This is a genomic window from uncultured Polaribacter sp., from assembly GCF_947497695.1.
GTDB lineage: Bacteria > Bacteroidota > Bacteroidia > Flavobacteriales > Flavobacteriaceae > Polaribacter.
Genome location: NZ_CANMHM010000002.1, coordinates 424,117 through 449,272 on the forward strand (window position 1 = coordinate 424,117; position 25,156 = coordinate 449,272).

The window sequence follows — 25,156 nt, forward strand, 5'->3', positions numbered from 1 at the left end:
TTTAATTGGTTAGATAATTAATAATTGTGGTTTGTACGAAGTAAGATTTTATAGATTCAATTTGATTCATTTCAAACTTCAATTGTAACTCTTGAATATCTAAAACATCATTAAAATCTATAGTACCAGTTTCGTAGTTTTTAATTAGAATTTCTTCTGCATTTTTAGCTTGTTTCAGATTTTTAGTTTGTGTTTTATAACTAATTCTTGCAGAAATGCGTTCATTTTTTGCTTTATCTAAAAACGTTTCTAATTTATTTTTTCGTTCTTGCTTCTGTGCTAAAACTTCTTCTTGCTGTAAGCTGTTTTGTTTGGTTTTTGATTTATAACTATTATTAAAAATAGGAATAGAAAGGGTTACCATTGGCATCAAAATATCTTTACCATTATCACTAAAACTAATATTCGGACGTTCTATAACATTTATATAATCTAAACCAAAACCAATCATTGGAGCGCTTTCTTTCTGATTTAATAATTCTGATTTTTCTATAGATTGATACAATCTATCGTACTTTAATAATTCTGGATGAACTGATAACTTATTAGTTTTGGTATCAAAATTTTCTGCAGGAAAATTCAAATCACTCACAACATTTATAAAAATCGATTTATCTCGATTCAATAACTTATTGAAGGTAGTTTGTTCAGCTAAATACTGTTGATTTAAAATTGCCAATAATTGCTCCATTTCATTTTGGCGCATTTGCAAACGCAATACATCTACCATAGATGCCTTATTAACTTCAACGGATGTTAATGCTAATGTTTCATAAGTTTCAAGCAGTTTTATATTTTCTTTTAAAACATTTTGCTTTGCTTTATTTGCATACAAATTATAATAGGATTGAGAAACTGAAGTAATTAGTTTTCGTTTGGCAATAACAATATCTTCATATTTAACCTTTGCCAAAGAAGAAACATAGCTTTCTCTGGAAGTAATTGTACCAAACCAAGGCAACATTTGTTTTACAGAAATTCTAAATCGTTGTGCTCCAGTTCTGGTTTCTGGTTCACTTACAAAATACCCAACACCAAATTCTGTATTTGGTAATGTATTTACTTCATTAATTTTTTCTGAAGCAATATTATATTGCAATTCAAATTTTTGAATTGCTGGGTTATTTTTTAAAGCTTGCTCAATAAGTACATTTAATTCTTGTGCATTTGAAAAACCAAAAGCTAAAAAACTTATTAGTGTAAAAATTAAATTTTTCATTTGTTTGCTTTTTTTAATTTGAATTCTTCTCTCCAACTATATAAAACAGGTAAAAGAAAATAAGATGTGATATCTATGACCATTCCTCCAAAAATTGGAATCGCCATTGGAATCATAATATCGCTTCCTTTTCCTGTAGAGGTTAAAACTGGTAATAATGCTAAAATTGTTGTAACAGTAGTCATTAAACAAGGACGAATTCTTTTTTCTGCAGCTTCCAAAGCTGAAGCTCGTATGCTCTTTTTATCTGCAGGTTTTTCACGTTTAAAAGTTTGTGTTAAATAGGTTGCCATAACTACACCATCATCTGTAGCAATACCAAACAATGCAATAAAACCAACCCAAACTGCTACACTTAAATTGATGGTTTTCATATTAAATAAGTCTCGCATATTTTCACCAAAAAAGCTAAAATTGAAAAACCAATCTTGCCCATATAACCAAATCATAATAAAACCACCTGCAAAAGCAATGGTTATTGCTGTAAAAACCATAAATGATGTAGCAACCGATTTAAACTGGAAATATAAAATCAAGAAAATAATTGCTAATGCTAATGGAACTATAACAGACAGTGTTTTTTCTGCACGTAATTGGTTTTCATAAGTTCCAGTAAATTTATAACTGATGCCTTTTGGAACCGTTAATTCACCAGAATCTATTTTTTGTTGAAACAATTCTTGGGCATTTTCTACTACATCAACCTCTGCAAAACCATCTAATTTATCAAACAGTACATAACCAATTAAAAAAGTATCTTCACTTTTTATAACTTGTGGACCTTGCTCATATCTAATCGTTGCTAACTCACTTAAAGGAACAGAATTCCCTTTTTCAACAGGAATATAAATGTCTTTTATAGATACAGGATTGTTACGCAATTCTCTTGGATAACGAACTCGAATTCCATAACGTTCTCTTCCTTCAACAGTTTGAGTTAATTGCATACCACCAACTGCAACTTTTAAAACATTCTGAACGTCTTCAATAGAAATACCATAACGTGCTATTTTTTCTCTATTAATATCAATCAGTAAGTATGGTTTCCCTACAATTCTATCTGCAAAAACAGCTTCAACTTTAACACCTTCTGCTTGTTTTAAAAAACTTTCTAATTGCAAACCAAAAGCTTCAATTTGTTTTAAATCTTGTCCTTTTACTTTTATTCCCATTGGTGCACGCATACCAGTTTGTAGCATTACCAGTCTTGTTTCTATGGGTTGTAATTTTGGAGCTGAAGTAACGCCTGGTAATTTGGTGACTTTTACAATTTCATTCCAAATATCATCTGGAGAACTAATTTCTGGTCGCCAATTTCTGTAGTATACACCATCTTCATCTTCGATTAGTTGAGACCTTTCGACTTGGCTCAAGGTGACATTTTTAGAATTATTCGGATTTGTTACAAAACCACCATTTTTCAATTCAAAATCACCATCTTCATTTACTTTATAACGTTGTCTTTTTCCCTCTGAATTTCTCATATATTCAGTTTTATACTGAATCATATTTTCATACATTGATAAAGGTGCAGGATCTAAAGCAGATTCTGTTCTACCAGCTTTACCAACCACAGTTTCAATTTCTGGAATTGTGGCTACTGCCATATCCAATTGTTGTAAAACGCGTTTATTTTCTGCAACTCCAGAATGTGGCAACGAAGTTGGCATTAATAAAAATGAACCTTCATTTAAAGAAGGCATAAATTCTTTACCTGTGTTGTTTAAAATCCAACCTCCAAAAATAAGAACAGTCGCAGGAATTATTAAAAACAACACTTTATTAGCCAAGGCCCATTTTAAAATTTGACCATAATATTTTCTAAAAACTGAAAATATTCCTAAAATACCAAAGCAAATAATGGCTACAAAAAGCAAGTTGATTAAGATACTTCTATTAAAACCTAATGGACGCCAATATTCTGCGAGTAAGAATATAATGGCTGTACAAGAAATAATGATATTTATAAGGTTGTTATTTTTCTTGTTTAGTTTTCCTGTAATAACCAATAAACCATTAACTCCAAAAGCAATTAGAATTACACCTAACCAATAACCACTAATTGTAATTACAATACCAGCAACTATTAAAGCAATATTTATAATATGATTAAAAGATTTTTTTAGTGTTGTTTTTCTGAATAGATAAGCTGCAAAAGGTGGAATTAAAAATAAAGCAATAACCAAAGAAGCTGATAGTGCCATTGTTTTTGTAAACGCCAAAGGTCTAAACAATTTACCTTCTGCACCAATCATTGTAAAAACAGGTACAAAACTTATAATTGTTGTTAAAACTGCTGTTAAAATAGCGCCAGAAACTTCTGCAGTTGCATTATAAATTACTACGTCTGTAGTATATTTTGTTCCATCTTCACGAGTTTGTAACTTTTTATCATCTAAATGACGAATCATATTTTCGGCGAGAATTACACCAACATCAACCATAGTTCCTATCGCAATTGCAATACCTGAAAGTGCTACAATATTTGCATCCACATTAAATAGTTTCATCGTTACAAAAACCATTAAAACTGCAACAGGTAATAAACCAGATATTAAAATAGAAGCTCGAAGATTGAAAACCATTACAATAATTACCAAAATGGTAATCAAAATTTCTAATGTTAACGCTTCATTTAGTGTGTCTAAAGTTTCTTCAATTAATTCTGTTCTATCGTAAAAAGGAACAATAGTTACTTGTGATGTTCTACCATCTGCTAAAATTTTTGTTGGTAAACCTCCTTTTAATTCTTCAATTTGAGTTTTTACATTCGTAATTACTTCCATAGGATTTGCGCCATATCTTGCAACTACAACACCACCAACAACTTCTGCGCCTTCTTTGTCTAACAAACCTCTTCTTGTTGCAGGACCTAAAGAAACTTTACCAATATCTTTTATTTTGATTGCTGTAAAATCTTCGGAAGTAACTACTGCGTTTTCAATATCTTCGATAGATTTAATATACCCCAAACCACGAACTAAATATTCAGCTTGATTGATTTCTAAAGTTTGTGCTCCAATATCTTGATTGCTACTTTTAACGGCTTTTACAACTTGATTTAAACCAATATTGTATTGACGCATTAATTCTGGATTCACGTCCACTTGATATTCTTGAACATAACCACCAATTGAAGCAACTTCAGAAACGCCACTTGCAGACGACAATCCGTATTTTACGTAGTAATCTTGAATACTTCGCAATTCTTGTAAATCCCAACCACCAGTAACGTTTCCTTTTTCATCACGACCTTCTAAAGTGTACCAAAATATTTGTCCTAAACCTGTGGCATCTGGACCTAAAGCAGGATTTACACCTTCTGGTAATAAATTGTTAGGTAATGAATTTAGTTTTTCTAAAATTCTACTTCTGCTCCAATAAAACTCGATATCCTCTTCGAAAATAATGTAGATACTGGAAAAACCAAACATAGAAGAACTTCTAATTGTTTTAACTCCTGGAATACCTAATAACGAAGTTGTTAATGGATATGTAATTTGATCTTCAATATCTTGAGGTGAACGACCATCCCACTTTGTGAATACTATTTGCTGATTTTCGCCAATATCTGGAATAGCATCAACTGCAACAGGATTGCTTGGTAAAAATGGAATATCCCAATTAAAAGGAGCGTTTACGGTACCCCAACCTACAAATAATAAGAGTAGTAAAACTGCGACAAGTTTATTTTCTATTAAAAATTTGATGCTTTTATTTAGCATTATATTTTGATTATTAAACAATTAGACATAGATGTTAGAAAAACATCGAATACAACAAATTATCCTTATAACATTGCAGTTATAGGATATTATAGTCTATTGTTTAAAAATCAAATTAAATAAGTCTCGTCAATCTTGAAGATTTCTTTTATGACGAGTGGTGGTTCGTATTCTTCGAACGAAGATACATTATTCTCTAAATTTTCAAAAAGATTAATGTATGTGTAGATAAACGAAGCAATAAATAATTCTTGGTTAAAAGATATTTTATCAACCTGCAATTGTACTTCGTCTTGACCATCAATTAATACTTGTTCATCTTTGCAACAATCTTTTTTTATGATTGAACAACCAGAAATAGCTACAGAAGTATCTTTCTGATTTTCCATTCCGCAAGTTGAAGCTTCAGAAAAAATTGCAGTATCTACAAGAGTATCACCACAAAAATGTTTTGTGATAGCAAATGAAGTTGTAGAAAATAAGACTACAAACGACATTAAAACAGCTAATATTTTATGTGATAACTTTGACATTCTAAAAACAAAGGTACGAAATAGTGACAAAAAAGATTAAAATTAATGTTGAAAAATATTGTTTTAATAAATTCTCTGTAATCTTACAGCATTCAATATTGCTAACAAAGCAACACCAACATCTGCGAAAACTGCTTCCCACATTGTAGCTAAACCACCTGCTCCTAAAATTAGGACAATCACTTTTACGCCAAATGCTAATCCGATATTTTGCCATACAATTTTTCTTGTAGAACGACCAATTTGAATCGCTTTTACCACTTTTGAAGGTTGATCTGTCTGAATAATTACATCTGCTGTTTCAATGGCAACATCACTACCTAAACCTCCCATTGCAATACCAACATCACTTGCTGCTAAAACAGGTGCATCATTAATTCCATCACCAATAAAAGCAATCTTATTTTCTGAATTTTGTTTTAACTTTTCTACTTCATTTAATTTATCTTCGGGTAATAAACCGCCTTTGGCTTCTTCAATATTTAATTCTAATGCTACTTTTTGGGTAATAGAATCTTTATCTCCAGAAAGCATCATTATTTTTTTAATACCTACTTTGTGTAACGCCGTAATTGTTTCTTTTGCATCCTCTTTTAATTCATCTGCAATAACAACATAGCCTGCAAAAGCGTTATCAATAGCCACTAAAACTATAGATTCTACAATAGTGTCAATTTCTTTGGAAACTTCGATATTATTTGCCTTCATTAAGGCTTTATTACCAACTAAAACAGGTTTGTCATTTACGTTCCCTTTTAATCCTTTACCTGCAATTTCGGATACTTGTGAAGCTTCAAAATCTTTACCATCTGCTTTATACTCTAAAATAGCTTTTGCTATAGGATGTGTAGATTGTTCCTCCATAGCCATTAAGTATTTCATAAATTCCTTTTCCTCCCATTTAATGGCTTTAATATCTTTAATTTTAAAAACTCCTTTTGTTACGGTTCCAGTTTTATCCATTACCAAAATATTAATCTTGGTCATTGCGTCTAAAAAAGAAGCACCTTTAAATAAAATACCATTTTTTGAAGCTGCACCTAAACCACCAAAATATCCTAAAGGAATAGAAATTACCAAAGCACAAGGACAGGATATTACTAAAAATATTAATGCACGATATAGCCAATCTCTAAACACATAATCATCTACAAAAAAATAAGGTAGAAATGTAACAGCTATTGCTAAAAACACAACAATTGGTGTATATACTCTCGCAAATTTTCTAATAAACAATTCGGTTTTAGACTTACGAGTTGTTGCATTTTGAACCATATCCAGAATTCTGGCAATAGAACTGTCCTTAAATTCTTTAGTAGTTTCAATTTCAATAACACCATCCATATTAATGCTACCTGCAAACACTTTTTCTCCTTTTGTAATCGTATCAGGTTTGCTTTCACCAGTTAATGCAGCAGTATTAAAAGAACCTTTTTCGGATAATAAAATACCATCTAAAGGAATTTTCTCACCAACACGAACTTTTACTTTTTCTCCAATTTCTACAGTTTCAGGATTTACCGATTTATAATCATTATTTCGATATACTAAAGCTTCGTTTGGACGAACATCAAGTAGCGCTTTAATATTACTTTTTGCTCTATTAACTGCTGCACTTTGAAACAATTCTCCAACTGCATAGAACAGCATTACTGCAACTCCTTCAGGATATTCTCCAATTACAAATGCACCTATGGTTGCAATAGACATTAGAAAAAACTCTGTAAAAACATCGCCTTTTGTAATACTTTTCCAACCTTCTTTTACTACAGGAAAACCTACTGGAATATAAGCAACACCATACCAGACAATGCGAGTCCAATCTTTAAAAAATTCAACATCAAAATAATCTAATACAATACCAATAATTAGCATTGTAAAACTTATAATTGCTGGTACATAAGCTTTATAATTATTAGATTGACCACTATGATTATGACCATGATCGTGACTGTGTCCTTTTTCAGAGGTTGTTTTAATATCTCTTAAATTCAGTTTCTTTTTTTTCATCTTTTCTTCGGTCTTAACAACTACTTTTGTTTTGTTGAATTGGCGGACACGGAACTGTACCGTATGAACAATACACACAACAATCTCCTTTTTTAGGTTTCAGAACTTTTTTACAATTCACACATTCGTAGAAAAACTGACAAGCATTTGTTGGCATATCTTCTACTTTTTTATGTCCGCATTCTGGACAAGTAATTTCTGATTTTAGTGTGGTTTCCATTAGTTTTATTTTTTGTCGGTTACTTTATAACCTGTTGAGTTAATTACTTTCTCGATTTCCGTTTCATTCGTTTTGGTTTTGTCAAACTCAATGATTGCGTTACCATTTTCGTAGGATGCTTTTGAGATAACTATTCCGTTGAGTTTATTTATTTCGTGGTTTACGTGTTCTTCACAACTCACACAGGTCATTCCACTGATTTTAAATTCTTTCGTTTTAATGTCTGATTTGTCAACTACGACTATTTGCTTTTCTGTGTTTGGATAAAAAATTCCTGAATAGTATGGGAAAGCCAACATCACTATTGCAAATACAGTTACAATTCCTAAAAAAGTTTTTGACTGCATAAATTTTGGTTTTTCATCCGTCTCGCATTCACAATCAATTTCCTTTTGAGGTTTTAATTTTTGATACCAAGCAAAACCAAGAACTAAAATTGTTAGCCCAATTAAATAGGGTCTAAATGGTTCTATCCAAGAAAATGTTGAAGCAATTCCGCTTGTTCCTGCAATTAAAGCCAGAACAGGTGTTATGCAACATAAAGATGCTGTAATTGCAGTAAGTAAACCTACACCGAATAATTTGTTTTTCATTTTATTCTTATAAAAGCACAACAAAGGTGCAGTAAAATTCAGTGCAATGGAAGTGCATTTTTAATTACTACACTTATCACAAATACCTTTTACTACCAAGTTAACATTTTCTGAAATATAGCCATCTGGAACTTTAATTTGAGGTATTTTATGTTCTGTTAAACAAATGGTTTCGTTACAATTATTACAATGAAAATGTAAATGTAAATCGGTTTCAATTTCACAATTACACCCCTTTTCACATAATGCATATTTTGTAATACCTGTACCATCATCTATTTGATGTACTATTGCTTTTTCTTCAAATGTTTTTACTGTTCTGTACAATGTAGTTCTATCTGCTTTTTCAAAAGCATTTTCTATATCGCTTAATGTTACAGCCACTTCTTTTTTTGCAAGAAACTTATAAATAAGTAAACGCATCGCTGTAACTCTAATTTTTTTAGATTCTAAAAGTTGTTCTATTGTTTTCATAATTTAATGTTCGTGTTCTGTTTCTCCTTTATTCATTTCAGCAATTAAATAATAGGCATTATTATATGCGATTTTAGAGTTTTTTTCTATCTCATTAATAAATTTAACTTCAATCCAATTATCATCCTTTACACCTAAAAGCACTTCAATAGGGGTAAAACTCCAATCGTTATTTTCTTTTTTTACAGAAAAAACAAAAAATCTATCTCCATCTTTTATAATGGCACTTTCTGGTAATGCTTTTGTTATAGTATTATCAACTTGAATTTTCCCTTTTATGTACATTCCTGGAATTAAATTTCCTTTTTTGTTTTCAATTTCTGCGTGAACGTGAAGTGCTTTCGGATTATCTTCAAACGTTTTACTTACCGAATAAATTTCTGCTGATAGTTCTTCGTCTGAATTAGATTGTAAGTTGAATATCACTTTTTGCCCTTTTTTAACCTTGTAAACATCTTTTTCAAATACCATTAAATCTGCGTGAACGTGATGTGTATTTACAATTTCAAAAAGCTCTGTTTGTGGCTCTACATACTGCCCAGTTTTAACTTCAACTTTTTGCACAAAACCTTCTATTGGGCTTCTTAACGATATGTTTTGAGTAATTGTTCCATTACGAACTGATGACGTATTTACATTTAACAATTTCAATTGAGCTTCCAATCCGTTTACCATCGCTTTAGAAGCATCATATTGTGCTTCGGCTTTTTGAAAATTTGCACCAGAACCAACGCCTGCATCATATAATTTTTTTTGACGTTCGTAGTTTTTCTTCAAAAAATTACTGTTGCTAAAAGCATTCAAATAATCAGTTTGCATTTTTATAATATTTGGATGAGATAAATATGCTACTACTTGACCTTTTTTAACTTTATCGCCTTCAATTACATTTATGGATACTACGTTTGCACCAATTACAGGGGTAATTGTTGCTTCGTTTTGAGGTGGCACTTCTAATGTGCCATTTGCTTCAACATAACCACTCATATTACGTAATGCAATGGTGTCTATTTTCATCTGTAAAGCTTCAAACTGTTTTTGTGTAAGTATAACTTCTTTGGACTCTTTATGATTACTCTCTAATTCTTTATTATTTGAATTTGTGCTATTTGCTATTTTCTTATCACTATTAACACAAGCTGTTAACATAATACCCAGTAAAACAATTGTTAGAATATTATATGATGTTTTTTTCATTTTCTTATTGATTAAAATATTGTAGTTGAAATGTACTTTCTAAATAATTTATTAATGCTTCTTGAGCTTCTAATTCAGATTGAATTGCCTCTTTTATTAATTGTGTAAAAGCTGTATAATCTATTTCACCTTCTTTGTAAGCAAATAAAGCGCCTACTTTTTGTTCTTTTACAAGTGGTAAAACTTTATTTTTATAAAAAAACCAAGACGTTTTCCATTTTTGATAATTCTCTTTAGATTGTGTAAACTTTGATTGTACTTCTTGTTTTTTGAATAGAATATTAGTTTCTGCAATTTCAGTATTTATTTTTGCAGTTTTAACTTTTGCTCTACTTGTTCCGGATAAAAAAGGAATTGAAATTCCTGTTTGATAGGAGTAAAAACCTGAATTACCATTTAAGTTTTGAAAACCACCCTGAAGATTTAACTTCGGTAAATTATCTGCTTTAGCAGTCTTATATTTTGCTTCTGCTTCTGTTACCTTTAATTTTGCTATTTCAAATAATGGATGTTTCTCTGGATTAAAAGATGCAACATTAATTTTATTAGTGATTTCAAAATCATTAGTAACTGTATAGAATGTATCAGAAACCAGCCATAGATTTAATTGTTGCAATGCAATATCATATTCACTTTTTGACTGCATAAATTTATTTTGAATTTGTAAGGCTTGATTTTTAGCTGCTGAATATTCTAACCTTGAAATTGCTTCTACTTTATAATTTAAAGCTACAGCTTTTTCAAAGTTGGTATAAATGGAATCTAATTCTTTGTATAAATTGTATTTCCTTTTACTCTGAAAAACATTTGCCCACGCCTTTTTTACTTCTAACTCTAAATCTAATTCTGAAAGTTGAAACGCTTTTTGAGCTAATTGAATATGTTGCTCTTGCAATCGCTTTTTTGCAGAAACACCAAAAACATTGATGTTACTTTGACCAATTCCTAAAGTAGTGTAAATACCATTACCATTATTGATCTCTTCTCCACCTGTGAAAATTTGAGTTGTACCAAAATCATAAACTGTACTTTTTAACTGCTTTTGTTTGTTGATTTCTAATTGCTTTTGTTTTAATAATGGATAATTTTCTTTTGATAAATTGACTGCTTCATTCATTGAAATAACGGGCAACGTAACATAAACTTCTTGTGCATTACCTGTTATTGGTAAGAAAAACACAAAAGCGACCATAGCTGTAACTGTAATTATTTTTTTATTTGCTCTCAAGTTGAATGATTTATTTTCTACCCAATGATATAATATTGGTAAAACGAATAATGTTAATAATGTAGAAGTAAGTAAACCACCAATTACAACCGTTGCTAAAGGTCTTTGTACTTCTGCACCAGCTGAAGCTGAAATTGCCATAGGTAAAAAGCCTAAAACATCTGTAAAAGCAGTTAACATAATAGGTCTAATTCTTCGTTTTGTACCTTCTATAATTCTATCTTTTAAATTAGTTACACCTTCTTCTTTTAGTTCATTTAAACCGCTAATCATTACTAATCCGTTTAAAACTGCAACACCAAATAAAACGATAAAGCCCACACCTGCAGAAATACTAAAAGGCATATCTCTTAACCATAATGCTATTACACCACCAATGGTCGCCATTGGAATTGCTATATAAATCATTAAGGTTTGTGGTAACGATTTTAGAGCAAAATAGATGAGTACAAAAATTAGTAATAACGCAATTGGTACAACTGTAAGTAAACGATTACTGGCACGTTCTAAATTTTCAAAAGCACCACCATATCGAATAAAATAACCTGTTGGTAATTCTAATTGCGCATCTAACTTTGATTTTATTTCCATTACCAAGGATTTTACATCCCTTCCTCTAACATTGATACCAACATAAGTTCTTCGATTCGTATTATCTCTACTTATTTGCATTGGACCAGCTTTGTAGCTTACGTCTGCAATTTCACGAAGTGGAATTTGATTTCCAGAAGGTAAATTGATATATAAATTTTGAACATCTGAAATATTCTTTCGGTTTTGAGAATTTAATCTTACAACTAAATCAAATCGTTTTTCTCCTTCAAAAATTATCCCTGCTTTACCACCAGCAAAAGCAGACTGAACTAACTGATTCATTTTATTTATTTGAAGGCCATATTGAGCTAATTTATTTCTATTATACGTTATTGTAATTTGTGGTAAACCAGTTGTAGCTTCAGCTTTCATATCTCCAACACCTTCTGTACCAGCAATAATTTTAGATATTTCTTCTGCTTTTTGAGATAATACATTTATATCTTCACCATAAATCTTTATAGCTATATCTTCTCTAACACCTTCCAATAATTCATTAAAACGCATTTCAATTGGTTGGGTAAATTCGTAATTAACTCCAGGAATTATTTCAACAGCTTCTTTCATTTGCTCAATGAGTTCGTCTTTAGAATTAACTGAAGTCCATTCACTTTTGGGTTTTAAAATCACAAAAATATCTGCAATATCCATAGGCATAGGATCTGTTGGTATTTCTGCAACACCAATTCGACTTACAATTTTCTCAACTTCAGGAAACTTTGCTTTAACAATTTTCTCAATCTTTGTTGTTGTTTCAATAGTTTCAGTTAATGAACTACCAGGTTTTAAAATAGCGTGAAAAGCAATATCGCCTTCATCAAGTTGAGGTATGAACTCGCCACCCATTCTTGTAAACATAAAAACTGCAATACCAAATAAAATAACAGAAACACCAATTATTAGCTTTCCTTTTTTTAATGCTTTTTCTAATAAAGGTTGGTATTTACGTTCTACCCAATGCACAAATTTATCTCCATAAGATTTTTTTTCTGATTTTGGAGCTCTTAAAATTAATGCAGACATCATTGGTACATAAGTCAAACACAGCACCATTGCACCAATCATTGCAAAAATGAAAGTCAATGCCATAGGTTTAAACATTTTCCCTTCAATACCCTCTAATGCCAATATTGGCAGAAATACGATTAGAATAATTAGCTGACCAAAAAAGGCAGCATTCATCATTTTTTTTGAAGCATCACTTGCAACACCATCACGTTCTTTGGATGTTAATTTCCTTTTCTTTAATACTTTTGATGCAATGAGAAAAACGGTGCTTTCTACAATAATTACTGCGCCATCTACAATAATACCGAAATCAATTGCTCCTAAACTCATTAGATTTGCCCAAACATTAAATGCATTCATTAATATAAAAGCAAATAATAATGATAATGGAATAGTGGAAGCTACTATTAAACCACCTCGCCAGTTTCCTAATAAGAAAATAAGGACAAAAATCACTATCAATGCACCTTCAATAAGGTTTGTTGCAACTGTAGATGTTGTTTCAGCTATTAGCTTACTTCGGTCTAATAAAGGTTCAATTATCACACCTTCTGGCAAAGATTTTTCAATTTGAGCCATTCTAACTTTTACATTTTCTATTACATCATTTGAATTAGCTCCTTTAAGCATCATTACCAAACCACCTACAACCTCTCCTTCGCCATCTTGTGTTAGTGCACCATAACGAATGGCAGCACCAAATTGTACTTTGGCAATGTCGCCAATTGTTATAGGAATACCATTTGAGTTTTTTATTGTTATTTTTTTTATATCGTCTAAAGTTCGAACCAAACCTTCACCACGAATAAAATTAGCTTGATGATTTTTTTCAATATATGCACCACCAGTATTTTGGTTATTATTTTCCAGTGCTTCAAATATATCTGTAATAGTTATTCCTATTGCTCGCAATTCGTTAGGGTCAACAGCAACTTCATATTGCTTTATTTTACCACCAATTGCATTTACCTCTACAACACCTGCAACCATTGCCATTTGACGTTGTACAATCCAATCTTGCATCGTACGTAAATCAGTAATCGAATATTTATCTTTATATTCTGGTTTTACTTTTAATGTATATTGATATATTTCTCCTAAACCTGATGAAATTGGCCCCATTGATGGCTCTCCAAAACCAGCAGGAATTTGTGCTTTTATATCGTTCAATTTTTCAGCAACTAATTGACGAGGTAAATATGTACCCATATCATCATCAAAAACTATAGTTACCACAGATAAACCAAAACGAGAAATTGAACGAATTTCCTGAACATTGGGTAGATTACTCATTGCTATCTCTATTGGATAGGTTATAATTTGCTCAATATCCTCTGTTCCCAAATTTGGTGCTTGTGTAATAACTTGTACTTGGTTGTTTGTAATATCTGGAACTGCATCTATTGGTACTTGGGTCATACTCCAAATACCTGCTCCAATAATGGTAAGCGTAAGCAAACCAATTATAAATTTGTTATTGATTGAAAAATCAATGATTTTATTAATCATAGAAAATGTATTAATTCAGTTATACTTTTCGACTTAATTCAAAACAATATTAGAATTAGACGAAATGAAGAGAACCTTTTAGGCTCTTAATAGGATATAGTTATCCTTTAAAAAAACTGAATTATGCCCTTGGTGGCTGTAAAATTGAAGTAGTAAAGTCTTTTTCAGTACCATTTTGGTAGAAAAAATCTTGTGTAGAAATGTAGGTTGTATTAATACTTACATCTACAAATTTGAAATCTATCACACTAATATGGCAACACTGACAAATACAAAAAGGAGAACATAAGTCTGAACCTTGATGTTGATGATCACTGTCAGTTAACTGTGAAACTTCTGTTTGAACCTCATTATCAAGTACTGTATAATCTTCGCAAGGTGCTAAATTAAGAGCTAAAATATAAATTGATAATATGAAGGCTAAATATTTCATTGTAGCAAAGATATAAATTAATTAGTGCAATGGTTGTGCAAAATGAAACCTATATAATAAATTTACAAATGAAGCTCTTTCTTTTCTTTTACAGTTGTATGGATACTTAATTTACTTTTTAAAATAGCCATATCTTCACTAACTTTTCTATCAATTATTTTAGCATAATGCTGTGTTGTTTTCAAAGATTTATGCCCAAGCATTTTACTAACAGATTCTATTGGAACACCATTAGTAAGTGTTATAGTGGTTGCAAAAGTATGACGTGCCAAATGAAAAGTTAAGTTTTTATTTATTTCGCATATATCAGCAATTTCTTTTAAGTAAGCATTCATTTTTTGATTACTTAAAATTGGTAATAACTTATTTGAATTTAAAACATCAGAATCCTCTTCATATTTTTTTAAAATTATTTCTGCAGAAGGCAATAATGGAATATTACTTTTGGTTTTAGTCTTTTTTCTTGTTGTTTTTATCCAACGACCACCATCAATACCAATCACAATATTATCTTTATTTAAAGCTTTTACATCTGCATAAGCTAAACCAGTAAAGCAGCTAAACACAAAAATATCTTTCACTAAATTTAAACGATGTATAGAGAATTCTTTTTCAATTAATCTTTGAATTTCTTCTTCATCCAAAAATTCTCTTTCTACTGTCTTTAAAATTCCTTTCCAGTTAAAAAACGGGTCCTTAACTATCCAGTCATTGGCGTAAGCAATTCTAACAATTTTCTTAAAATTAGTAATGTATTTTATTGTTGTATTGTGTGCACAATTTTTTTCTGTTTTCAGATAGTATTCAAACCCTGTAATAAATTTATTGTCAATCTCGGTTACTGGTATATCTTCAATTTTATATTCGTGATTGATATAATTTTTTAAATGTTTTTTTGCTGTTTTATATCTTTCTGAAGTACCTAAAGCATAATCTTTACCAACTAACTTTTCCATTTGAATATTATGATTTTCAAAAATTTCTAAAGTCATTTTTCGAACCTCATTTTTACCTTGGTAAATGTTTCTAATATTAATAGCAGTAATTAATTTATTTTCTTCTACTAATCTTTGGTGTATTTTATAAATTCTATTTGAAATACTATCAATATATTTATTAAGTTGTTGAGCCTCTCCAGAAGAACCTTTCATTTTGCCAGCAGAGGAACTCCACTTTTGAACATCAACCTTTCTTGAAATACTTAATTCGGCTCTTTTACCATTTACAGTAATCCTTAAATAAATATTTGCTTTTCCATTTTTGTCTGCTTTACTACGTTTGATGTAGAAAATGAATGAGAATAAATGTTGCATAGGTGTCAGTTAACTATTATAGTATAAATATACGAAAATAAAATTAAAAAAACCCATAACTAATTAAATATCAGTATATTTAGTTTAATTCGGTGTCAGTTATAAATTAAAAAAATAGACCCCTAATCAGCATCTTACGCAACAATTTTTGATGATTTTTATTAGTATGCTTTAAATAGAAAAAACCCTACAAACATAGCGTTTGTAGGGTTTTGACTCTAATTAGTATTCTTTTAGCAGAGAGGAAGGGATTCGAACCCTCGATACAGTTACCCATATACTACCTTTCCAGGGTAGCTCTTTCGACCACTCAGACACCTCTCTAAATATACAATGCAATCAATCCATCTGGCGCTGTTACATGTATTTGTTTATTTTCTCTATCCACTTTTTTAATAAAATCGTCTACCATTGGTATAAAAATTTCTGTACCATCTCTATCAATTTCAAAAAGCGGTTGTGCAGCCTTGTCATTAATATGTACAATTTCACCAACTTCCCCAAAATTAGCATCCACAACTGTAAAACCAATTACTTCGTGGTAATAAAATTTATCTCCCGTTAATTTTGGCAACATGGTATTTGGCAAATAAACGCCACATTTTAAAATTGAATCTGCTTCTTCTTCAGAATACACATCTTCAAACTGAACCCGTAATTGATTTCCTTTATGTAGCGAACTTTTATCAATAAAAAATGGAACCAAGTTTGTGCCAAATTCGACATAAACTGATTCCATTTCTGTGTACAACTCAGGCTCATCTGTATCTAATTTGATAACAACTTCACCCTTAAAACTATATTTTGTTACGATTTTGCCTAAATAAAAACAATCTTCTTTACGCATTTTCGTACAAATTTTAATTTTTACTCTGCAGCTTTTGCTTGTGCATCGTCAATTGTTTCTGGTGCTGCTTCAACTGCTTCTTCAGTTTCTGCTGCTACTTCTGCAACCTCTTCAACAACTGGTTTAGCTGCTTCAATTCTTGCTTCGTTCACTGCTTTTTCAGCTGCTAAAGCTTTTGCTTTTGCTTCTGCTTCTGCTTTAGACAAACCTTCTGTTTTTGCAATAATTTTTGCTGCTTTTTCTTCTAACCAAGCTGCAAATTTAGCATCTGCTTGCTCTTGCGTTAAAGCACCTTTTCTTACACCACCAGCTAAATGATTCTTTAACATAGCACCTTTATAAGATAAAATGTTTTTTGCAGTATCAGTTGGTTGTGCACCATTTTGTAACCACTCTACAGCTTTATCAACGTTTAAATCAATAACAGCAGGGTTTACATTTGGGTTGTAAGTACCTATTTTTTCTAAGTATTTACCATCTCTTTTCGCTCTTGCATCAGCAGCAACGATCCAGTAAAAAGGCTTTCCTTTTTTACCGTGTCTTTGTAATCTAATCTTTACAGACATAATTTGTTAATTTATTAAGGTTCTCGACCTTTATTATTAAAATTCTTATCATCTCGTGATAAGCGGATGCAAAAATACAAAAACTTTTTTTAACTAAAACTCTAAATATCAATATTTTTTTGGGCGTTTTAACGGGCTTTCACTACTCGCTTCACGCTAAAAAGCGTGAGAACTCAAACATACCGTTCTATCCCTAACGCGAATTGCGTTAGTATTAAAAACATAACAATTGTCACTTCAAACAGTGTAAGAAGTCACATATCAGTGATAAAGCAATGTTGAGTAGCTTTATCTGATTTTTCCTAACGTTGAAAAGACAAAATTGAATAATAATTACTCTCTAAAACCCCTCAAAGTTTAGTCTTTCTAAAAGAATCTTCTAAGATTGTTCATTTTGTGTAGGATACTTGCAACAAAACAAACTGAATCGTAAGTTATTCTCCATAAAGTTTTGTTATTCTAAAAAATATTTTACGGTTTGTTCACTTGTACGTGAGACCCTTTCAGGGAGATAAACTGGGTGAAATTTCTAGGCCGTTCAAGTTAAAAACGAGTACTAACTAATCACTTTATGCGATTTCTCTCAAAAGTTCGAAATTACAAACTTAACTTTCTTCTGCGTGAAGGATAGCAGCCTTTCGACCTCGCTCAAGATTCATTCCAAGCCCACAGTGAGGCACGAACGAGGACTTGTAAAGGATAGCCTGACCATTTTCATATCAAAAAGTTGATGCTATTAACTCAATTAATTAAAAAATGGGCACGCCCAAAAACTAATAAGAAAACTTTTATTTGATAAGACCTACTATCATTGCATTTTTGACAATCGTTAATAACTTAGTTTGTTAAAATCTACCAAAAAAATGTAAATTTACACCACGATTAAACAGTCAAACGCTTCCTCATTTACACACATTTATGTACTTAATTTTCGATACAGAAACCACAGGTTTACCTAAAAGTTGGAACGCACCAATTACAGATATAGACAACTGGCCTAGGTGTATACAAATTGCGTGGCAATTGCATGATGCTATGGGAAACGTTGTAGAACATAACGATTTTCTAATACAACCAGAAGGTTTTAACATTCCTTTTGATGCAGAAAGAATTCATGGTATTTCTACAGAATTGGCAGCAGAACAAGGTATTTCTTTAGAAAAAGGATTAACTCTTTTTAAGGAAGCCTTAGATAAAACAAAATTTATAGTTGGGCAAAATTTACAATTCGATATTAATATTATGGGTTGCGAATTGCACAGATTGGGTGTAGAAACCAATTTAACTTCGCTACCAGTTTTAGACACTTGTACAGAAAAAACAGCAACCATTTGCCAAATTCCTGGTGGTCGTGGAGGAAAATTTAAATTGCCCACGCTAACAGAATTACACAATCATTTATTTGGTGTTGGTTTTGGAGAAGCACACAATGCAACAGCAGATGTAGAGGCAACCACGCGTTGTTTTTTAGAATTAATTCGTTTAAGAGAATATACCAAAGAACAGTTAGATGTAGATGCAGATTATTTTAAAAATTTCTCTGAGGCAAACCCAAAACCAATACAGGTAATTGGTTTAAAACACATCAACCTAAAAAAAGAGAGCGAAAAAATAAGAAAACGTCTAGAGAAACTAAAAGACGTGCAAGAAACCAAATCTACATCAGAAGGTTTGGCAGAGTTAGAAAATGTACAATTCGCCCATTTACACAACCATACACAATATTCTGTATTACAATCTACCATGCAAATTGGGAATATTGTAAAAGCAGCTGCAAAAGACAATATGCCTGCTGTTGCTATGACAGATACTGCAAACATGATGGCTTCTTTCCATTTTGTAAGTGCAGTTTTAAATCATAATAAAAATGCAGAAAAACCTATAAAACCTATTATTGGTTGTGAGTTTAATGTCTGTGAAGATCATAAAAATAAATCGCAAAAAGACAATGGATATCAAGTTGTTTTGCTGGCAAAAAACAAAAAAGGCTATCATAATTTAGCTAAAATGTCTTCTATTGCTTTTGTAGATGGTTTCTATTATGTACCAAGAATTGATAGAGAAATCATCAAAAAATACAAAGAAGATATTATTGTTTTAACGGGTAATTTATATGGAGAAGTACCTAGTAAAATTCTAAATCTTGGAGAAAATCAGGCAGAAGAAGCTTTATTATGGTGGAAAGAGCAGTTTAAAGATGATTTGTATATTGAGTTGATGCGTCACAATCAACAAGATGAAACCATTGTGAATGAAACTTTGCTAAAGTTTTCTAAAAAGCACAATGTTAAAGTTGTTGCCACCAACAATACTTTCTATTTAGAAAAAAAAGATGCCAATGCACATGATATTTTACTCTGTGTAAAAGATGGCGAAAAACAAGCCACACCTAAAGGAAAAGGACGTGGCTACAGATATGGTTTACCAAACGACGAGTATTATTTTAAATCGTCTGATGAAATGAAAACCCTATTTGCAGATTTGCCAGAAGCAATTATCAACATTCAAGAAATTGTAGATAAAATAGAAATTTTTACACTAGCCAGAGATGTTTTATTACCTGCTTTTGATATTCCAGAAGAATTTTTATTCGAAGAAGATAAAATTGATGGAGGAAAACGTGGCGAAAATAAATTTTTAGCTCATTTAACATACGAAGGTGCGAAAAAACGTTATGGAGAAATTACAGATTCCATTAAAGAACGTTTAGATTTTGAATTAGAAGTAATTGAAAAAACAGGCTATCCTGGTTATTTTTTAATTGTGGAAGATTTTATTCGCGAAGCCAGAAATATGGATGTTGCAGTGGGTCCTGGTCGTGGTTCTGCTGCTGGTTCTGTGGTTGCTTATTGCTTATGGATTACCAATATAGATCCTATTAAATACGATTTACTTTTTGAGCGTTTTTTAAATCCTGAAAGGGTTTCTATGCCAGATATCGATATCGATTTTGATGATGAAGGACGAAGCAGAGTCATGGATTATGTAATTGATAAATATGGTGCAAATCAGGTTGCACAAATTATTACCTATGGTACTATGGCTGCAAAATCTTCTATTAGAGATACAGCCAGAGTTTTAGATTTACCACTTTTTGAAGCCGATAGAATTGCAAAATTAATTCCGGGCATCAAACTAAAAAATATTTTTGGGGATGATGCCAAAAGCAAAAGTAAAGTTGATGGTTTACGTGCAGAAGAAAAACAGTTAGTAGAAGAATTAAGACATATGTCTTTTGGAAACGATTTAACATCAGAAACCATCAATAAAGCCACTATTTTAGAAGGCTCTGTAAGAAATACAGGTATTCATGCTTGTGGTGTAATTATTACACCAGGAGATATTACAAACTATGTTCCTGTTGCTTTAGCAAAGGATTCTGATATGTATGTAACCCAATTTGACAATTCTGTAGTAGAATCTGCAGGTTTGTTAAAAATGGACTTTCTAGGGTTAAAAACATTAACTTTAATTAAAGACACCGTAAAAATTGTAAAAGCAAAACACGATATTACGTTAGATCCAGAAAGTTTTCCTTTAGATGATGAAAAAACCTACGAACTCTTTCAAAGAGGAGAAACTGTGGGTATTTTTCAATATGAATCTCCTGGAATGCAAAAACACATGCGTTCTTTAAAACCAACCGTTTTTGCAGATTTAATTGCCATGAATGCTTTGTACAGACCTGGACCAATGGAATATATTCCTAGTTTTATCAACAGAAAACACGGTACAGAAGATATAGAATACGATTTGCCAGCAATGGAAGAGTATTTGGCAGAAACTTACGGAATTACAGTTTACCAAGAGCAAGTAATGTTACTTTCTCAAAAATTGGCAGATTTTACCAAAGGTGAAGCCGATGTTTTACGTAAAGCCATGGGTAAAAAGCAAATTGCGGTTTTAGATAAAATGAAACCAAAATTTGTAGAACAAGCAGCTGCAAATGGGCATGATGCAGAAAAATTAGAAAAAATCTGGAAAGATTGGGAAGCCTTTGCAAGTTACGCTTTTAACAAATCTCACTCTACTTGTTATGCATGGATTGCCTACCAAACTGCGTATTTAAAAGCACATTATCCTGCAGAATACATGGCTTCTGTGCTTTCTAATAACATGAATGATATTAAAGCAGTTTCCTTTTTTATGGAAGAATGTAAAAGAATGGGCTTAGAAGTTTTAGGTCCAGATTTAAACGAATCTTTCTTAAAATTTTCTGTAAATGCAGAAGGTGCTGTACGTTTTGGAATGGCAGCTGTAAAAGGTGTGGGTGCTGCTGCTGTAAGAGCTATTATTAAAGAAAGAGAAGAAAATGGGAATTATTCTTCCATTTTCGATTTGGCAAAACGTGTAGATTTACGTGCTGCAAACAAAAAATCTTTTGATAGTTTAATAAAAGCTGGTGCTTTTGATTCTTTTACAGATACACACAGAGCACAGTATTTTAAAGAAGATGAAAAAGGTTTAACCTTTTTAGAACGTGCCATGAAGTTTGGTAGTAAATTTCAAGAAAATAAAAATTCTGCACAAGTTTCTATGTTTGGTGAAGCTTCTACAGTGCAATTTCCAGAACCAGATATACCTGAATGTGAAACTTGGGGAACTATGGAATTATTATCGCAAGAAAAAGAAGTAATTGGTATTTATATTTCTGCACATCCTTTAGATGATTTTAAAAACGAGTTAAAATTTTGTAACGCTTCTTTAAAACATTTTAAGGGAGATTTAGCAAAGTATGTAGGTATGAACATGGCTTTTGCAGCCATTGTTACAGATGTACAACATAGGGTTTCTAAAGCTGGTAAAGGTTGGGCAATGTTTACTATGGAAGATTATAGTGACAGCAACGAATTTAGAATTTTTGGTGAAGATTACTTAAGAATGAAACACTTTTTAGTGCCCAATTCTTTCTTGTTTGTACGTGCTACAATTCAACCTGGTTGGACTAATAAAGAGGGAGTTGTAGGAGAACCTAGACTAAAATTTACAGAAATGAAATTGTTGCACGATATTATGGATGAACTCTGCAAAAAAGTAACCATTCAATTACCATTAGAAGAAATTAATGCACAAACCATTTTAAATTTAGAATCTATCTTAAAAAACAAGCCAGGTAAACAAAGTTTAAACTTTACAGTTTGGGACGAAAAAGAAAAACTAGAAATTAGTTTGCCTAGTAGAAATACGAAGATTCATATTTCTAATGAATTGTTGGGTATTTTAGAAAGTCAGCAAATACAGTTTAAATTAAACTAAGTTTACACCTGAATTAAACTTTATCATACCAAAGTTAGACAAGATCTAATATTTTACTAAAATGAAAAGTAATTTGCGTTTATATTTTGGTGTTAATAAATTGTAAACTCCTTTCATAACACTATTTAAATGTATAATTTCGCTGAAATCAAAACACAAAACATCAATTTAAAATACTTAAAATCAATCTATTAAAAACTAAAATAGTATTCTATAAATTTTAGTTTTTATAAAAATGATATTCACAAAATAAGACATCAATTTTTACGAATAATTTATTTTGGTTTTTATTAACACTTAAACAAAGTCAGTTACTATTTTAAAATGATACTTTTGTTTAACAAAAACAAATAATCATGAAACAAAAAGAAAACGGTACTTGGGTAAGTTGGAATGAAAACTTAAAGCATAATTATAAGAATTTGTACAATATTACCAAAGAAAGTGAATTACAGGAAGTAATTGCCAATAATGATAAAATTCGTTTTTTTGGTAACAAACAATCTTCTGCAGATATTGCTGCTGGTACAGACACTTTGTTAGATATGAAAAGTTACAATAAAATTGTTTCTTATGATTATAGTAAGAAAACAATTACTGTACAATCTGGTGTAATTCTAGGAGATTTATTAGAAGCTATAGAAAAAGTAGGTTGGTGCATACCTTGTTTACCTGACATTAATACCATTACCATTGGTGGTGCTTTAGCAACAGGTACACATGGTACAAGTGGTAAATTACTATCTGAATACATAAGTTCTTTCAGATTAATTTTAGCCGATGGTTCTGTGCAAGAAATAGATAGTGCAGACGAATTAATGAACGCTGTTAAAGTTTCTTTAGGAATGTTAGGTGTTTTTTCTGAAATTACTTTTCAATGCGAAACGGAGTACACTTTACATGTTAAAGAACGTCCAGAAAGCGATAAAGAATGGCTGCCAAAAATTAAAGACCGCTTAAAACAACACGATTTTTTAAGAATACTATGGTTGCCTCATACAAGTAAAGGCTATGTTATTACTGGAGATAAAATTGATAAAGACAAAGAAATTACAGTAAATAACGGCCCAAAATATTTAAAACATAGAAGAACAGCTTCTAAAATTTTGTATAAATATTCGCATAAATTTCCTTGGATTACTGCAATTGCAAACAAAATTTTAGCCAAAGCATTTTTTAGTTCTAAAAAAGAACACAAAGGGTCTTTATACCAAGCAACCGTTACAAAATCTAGAGGTTCTACTTTAGAGTTGGCAGAATGGACTGTTGGTTTAGATAAATTTCCGCAAGTTTTTGCAGAATTAAAACAAGAAATTAACAAATGGTCTAACAACTCTTTTATTCATATTCCTATGGATGTACGTTTTGTACAAAAGGATGATGCTTGGTTAAGTTACGCTTACAAAGAAGATATTGTAACCATGGGTTGTGTTTCTAGAAATGCTGCTACTGCAGATACTTATGAAGCTTTTAAAAGTGTAGAAAAAATATTTTTAAAGCATGGTGGAAGACCACATTGGGGAAAACGTTTTGCAGCAAAAGATGCAGAATTGTCTAAAATTTATCCAAAATGGGAAGATTTTAAAGAATTAAGAAGCGATTTAGATCCAACAAATAAATTTTTGAATCCGTATTTAGCTAAATTGGTAAATGCGAAAAAAACAGTACATGCAAAAAAAGTGGTTGCCTAAAGGTTTTTTGTTTGATTTTGATGGTGTAGTTGTACATAGCTTTAAAAGCCATGGAAATGCCTGGAGTAGTGCTTTTAAAGAGCTCTTTAATAAAGAAATTGCACCTTTTCCAAAAAGTCATGCTGGTAAATCTCCAATGTTAATATCTGAATATTATTGCAGTGTTATTGGTAAAGAAAAACGGGCAGAAGATTTGTATTTATTAAAAGATATTCATTTAGATAAACATTTTACCAAACCAGATTTATTACCTGGAGTTAGAGAATTTACAAGTTTTTTATCCGAAGAAAACATTCCTTATGGTATTGCTAGCAACGCAACTAGGCAGTTTCTTAAAAACAGCATCAAACATTTAGATTTAAATTTTGAAACGTATTTTGGTGTTCAAGATTATGACAAACCAAAACCTGCTCCAGAAGCTTACATCAAATTAGCAAATCATTTAGGTTTTAAAACTGAGGATTTTAAGTTTATATGGGTATTTGAAGACAGCCTAACAGGAACCAAAGCAGCCAAAGCAGCTGGTATGGTTCCTATTGGAATTACTACGCAATATTCTGAAGAAGAATTGAAAGAAGCTGGTAGTATTTTTGTTTTTCCAACTTTGTTGGAAGCTTATGAGTATCTAACCAAAATATAAATTCGTTTGATTTCGAGTTTTGGATAATTTTTATAACGAAGCATAAATTATACTACTTTAACTATATTATTATAGGTTGCTAACTACATAGTTGGAAACT

At 31.1% G+C, this 25,156-nt stretch carries 16 protein-coding genes and 1 tRNA gene; 3 read left to right on the forward strand and 14 right to left on the reverse strand.

Annotated features, from left to right (window positions below; all coding sequences use genetic code 11):
* Nucleotide 1: 1 nt before the first annotated feature.
* The 14 genes from Q0731_RS04185 to Q0731_RS04250 all read right to left on the reverse strand — a co-directional run bounded on the left by Q0731_RS04185 (nt 2) and on the right by Q0731_RS04250 (nt 17,469).
* On the reverse strand, nt 2-1,219 hold the full coding sequence (locus tag Q0731_RS04185) for a TolC family protein (RefSeq protein WP_299060287.1): 1,218 nt from the start codon (nt 1,217-1,219) through the stop codon (nt 2-4).
* Complete coding sequence (locus Q0731_RS04190) at nt 1,216-4,944, reverse strand: efflux RND transporter permease subunit (protein WP_299060290.1); 3,729 nt, start codon at nt 4,942-4,944, stop codon at nt 1,216-1,218. Before Q0731_RS04190 ends, Q0731_RS04185 begins: the two co-directional genes overlap by 4 nt.
* A 110-nt stretch (nt 4,945-5,054) precedes the next feature.
* Nucleotides 5,055-5,477: a hypothetical protein gene (locus tag Q0731_RS04195; RefSeq protein ID WP_299060292.1), complete on the reverse strand. Its 423-nt coding sequence runs from the start codon at nt 5,475-5,477 to the stop codon at nt 5,055-5,057.
* Nucleotides 5,478-5,540: 63 nt separating this feature from the next.
* Complete coding sequence (locus Q0731_RS04200; protein ID WP_299060296.1) at nt 5,541-7,487, reverse strand: heavy metal translocating P-type ATPase; 1,947 nt, start codon at nt 7,485-7,487, stop codon at nt 5,541-5,543.
* A 13-nt stretch (nt 7,488-7,500) separates the two neighbouring features.
* A complete protein-coding gene (locus Q0731_RS04205) occupies nt 7,501-7,707 on the reverse strand; it encodes a GDCCVxC domain-containing (seleno)protein (RefSeq protein ID WP_077811309.1) in 207 nt (68 codons plus the stop codon).
* Nucleotides 7,708-7,712: 5 nt separating this feature from the next.
* Nucleotides 7,713-8,300, reverse strand: coding sequence for a mercuric transport protein MerTP (gene merTP / locus Q0731_RS04210; protein ID WP_077811310.1), 588 nt, complete (start codon nt 8,298-8,300; stop codon nt 7,713-7,715).
* Nucleotides 8,301-8,360: 60 nt separating this feature from the next.
* Nucleotides 8,361-8,774 carry a transcriptional repressor gene (locus tag Q0731_RS04215; RefSeq protein WP_299060307.1) on the reverse strand — a complete coding sequence of 138 codons (414 nt, stop codon included), beginning with the start codon at nt 8,772-8,774 and terminating at the stop codon, nt 8,361-8,363.
* A 3-nt stretch (nt 8,775-8,777) separates the two neighbouring features.
* Nucleotides 8,778-9,971: an efflux RND transporter periplasmic adaptor subunit gene (locus tag Q0731_RS04220; RefSeq protein ID WP_299060310.1), complete on the reverse strand. Its 1,194-nt coding sequence runs from the start codon at nt 9,969-9,971 to the stop codon at nt 8,778-8,780.
* A gap of 4 nt (nt 9,972-9,975) precedes the next feature.
* Entirely contained in the window at nt 9,976-14,310 is a 4,335-nt protein-coding gene (locus Q0731_RS04225; RefSeq protein ID WP_299060313.1) for a CusA/CzcA family heavy metal efflux RND transporter, read from the reverse strand.
* 121 nt (nt 14,311-14,431) lie between these two features.
* Entirely contained in the window at nt 14,432-14,743 is a 312-nt protein-coding gene (locus Q0731_RS04230; RefSeq protein WP_299060316.1) for a DUF6660 family protein, read from the reverse strand.
* 62 nt (nt 14,744-14,805) lie between these two features.
* Nucleotides 14,806-16,056 (reverse strand): site-specific integrase, encoded by a 1,251-nt coding sequence (locus tag Q0731_RS04235; protein WP_299060319.1) that lies wholly within the window; start codon nt 16,054-16,056, stop codon nt 14,806-14,808.
* Between the two features lie 237 nt (nt 16,057-16,293).
* Nucleotides 16,294-16,380 (reverse strand) — tRNA-Ser (locus Q0731_RS04240).
* The gene (gene rimM / locus Q0731_RS04245; protein ID WP_299060322.1) at nt 16,379-16,903 is read right to left on the reverse strand and encodes a ribosome maturation factor RimM; all 525 of its coding nucleotides are present in this window, start codon (nt 16,901-16,903) and stop codon (nt 16,379-16,381) included. The genes Q0731_RS04240 and rimM overlap by 2 nt, the downstream gene beginning before the upstream one ends.
* 20 nt (nt 16,904-16,923) lie before the next feature.
* The gene (locus tag Q0731_RS04250) at nt 16,924-17,469 is read right to left on the reverse strand and encodes a 30S ribosomal protein S16 (protein ID WP_299060325.1); all 546 of its coding nucleotides are present in this window, start codon (nt 17,467-17,469) and stop codon (nt 16,924-16,926) included.
* 918 nt (nt 17,470-18,387) lie between these two features.
* Here Q0731_RS04250 and dnaE point away from each other — a divergent pair.
* From dnaE to Q0731_RS04265, 3 genes are all read left to right on the forward strand, one after another.
* Complete coding sequence (gene dnaE, locus Q0731_RS04255; RefSeq protein WP_299060328.1) at nt 18,388-22,725, forward strand: DNA polymerase III subunit alpha; 4,338 nt, start codon at nt 18,388-18,390, stop codon at nt 22,723-22,725.
* Nucleotides 22,726-23,081: 356 nt separating this feature from the next.
* Complete coding sequence (locus Q0731_RS04260; protein WP_299060331.1) at nt 23,082-24,416, forward strand: D-arabinono-1,4-lactone oxidase; 1,335 nt, start codon at nt 23,082-23,084, stop codon at nt 24,414-24,416.
* Nucleotides 24,394-25,056 (forward strand): HAD family phosphatase, encoded by a 663-nt coding sequence (locus Q0731_RS04265; RefSeq protein WP_299060334.1) that lies wholly within the window; start codon nt 24,394-24,396, stop codon nt 25,054-25,056. The genes Q0731_RS04260 and Q0731_RS04265 overlap by 23 nt, the downstream gene beginning before the upstream one ends.
* The last annotated feature ends 100 nt before the right edge of the window (nt 25,057-25,156 follow it).

Excerpts from the sequence above, each read along its gene's own strand:
- Q0731_RS04200 (WP_299060296.1), bottom strand. The coding sequence starts at position 7,487 with ATGAAAAAAAAGAAACTGAATTTAAGAGATATTAAAACAACCTCTGAA.
- Q0731_RS04185 (WP_299060287.1), bottom strand. The coding sequence starts at position 1,219 with ATGAAAAATTTAATTTTTACACTAATAAGTTTTTTAGCTTTTGGTTTT.
- Q0731_RS04265 (WP_299060334.1), top strand. The coding sequence starts at position 24,394 with ATGCAAAAAAAGTGGTTGCCTAAAGGTTTTTTGTTTGATTTTGATGGT.
- Q0731_RS04260 (WP_299060331.1), top strand. The coding sequence starts at position 23,082 with ATGAAACAAAAAGAAAACGGTACTTGGGTAAGTTGGAATGAAAACTTA.
- Q0731_RS04215 (WP_299060307.1), bottom strand. The coding sequence starts at position 8,774 with ATGAAAACAATAGAACAACTTTTAGAATCTAAAAAAATTAGAGTTACA.
- Q0731_RS04205 (WP_077811309.1), bottom strand. The coding sequence starts at position 7,707 with ATGGAAACCACACTAAAATCAGAAATTACTTGTCCAGAATGCGGACAT.
- Q0731_RS04190 (WP_299060290.1), bottom strand. The coding sequence starts at position 4,944 with ATGCTAAATAAAAGCATCAAATTTTTAATAGAAAATAAACTTGTCGCA.
- rimM (WP_299060322.1), bottom strand. The coding sequence starts at position 16,903 with ATGCGTAAAGAAGATTGTTTTTATTTAGGCAAAATCGTAACAAAATAT.
- Q0731_RS04195 (WP_299060292.1), bottom strand. The coding sequence starts at position 5,477 with ATGTCAAAGTTATCACATAAAATATTAGCTGTTTTAATGTCGTTTGTA.
- Q0731_RS04230 (WP_299060316.1), bottom strand. The coding sequence starts at position 14,743 with ATGAAATATTTAGCCTTCATATTATCAATTTATATTTTAGCTCTTAAT.
- merTP (WP_077811310.1), bottom strand. The coding sequence starts at position 8,300 with ATGAAAAACAAATTATTCGGTGTAGGTTTACTTACTGCAATTACAGCA.
- Q0731_RS04235 (WP_299060319.1), bottom strand. The coding sequence starts at position 16,056 with ATGCAACATTTATTCTCATTCATTTTCTACATCAAACGTAGTAAAGCA.
- dnaE (WP_299060328.1), top strand. The coding sequence starts at position 18,388 with ATGTACTTAATTTTCGATACAGAAACCACAGGTTTACCTAAAAGTTGG.
- Q0731_RS04250 (WP_299060325.1), bottom strand. The coding sequence starts at position 17,469 with ATGTCTGTAAAGATTAGATTACAAAGACACGGTAAAAAAGGAAAGCCT.
- Q0731_RS04225 (WP_299060313.1), bottom strand. The coding sequence starts at position 14,310 with ATGATTAATAAAATCATTGATTTTTCAATCAATAACAAATTTATAATT.
- Q0731_RS04220 (WP_299060310.1), bottom strand. The coding sequence starts at position 9,971 with ATGAAAAAAACATCATATAATATTCTAACAATTGTTTTACTGGGTATT.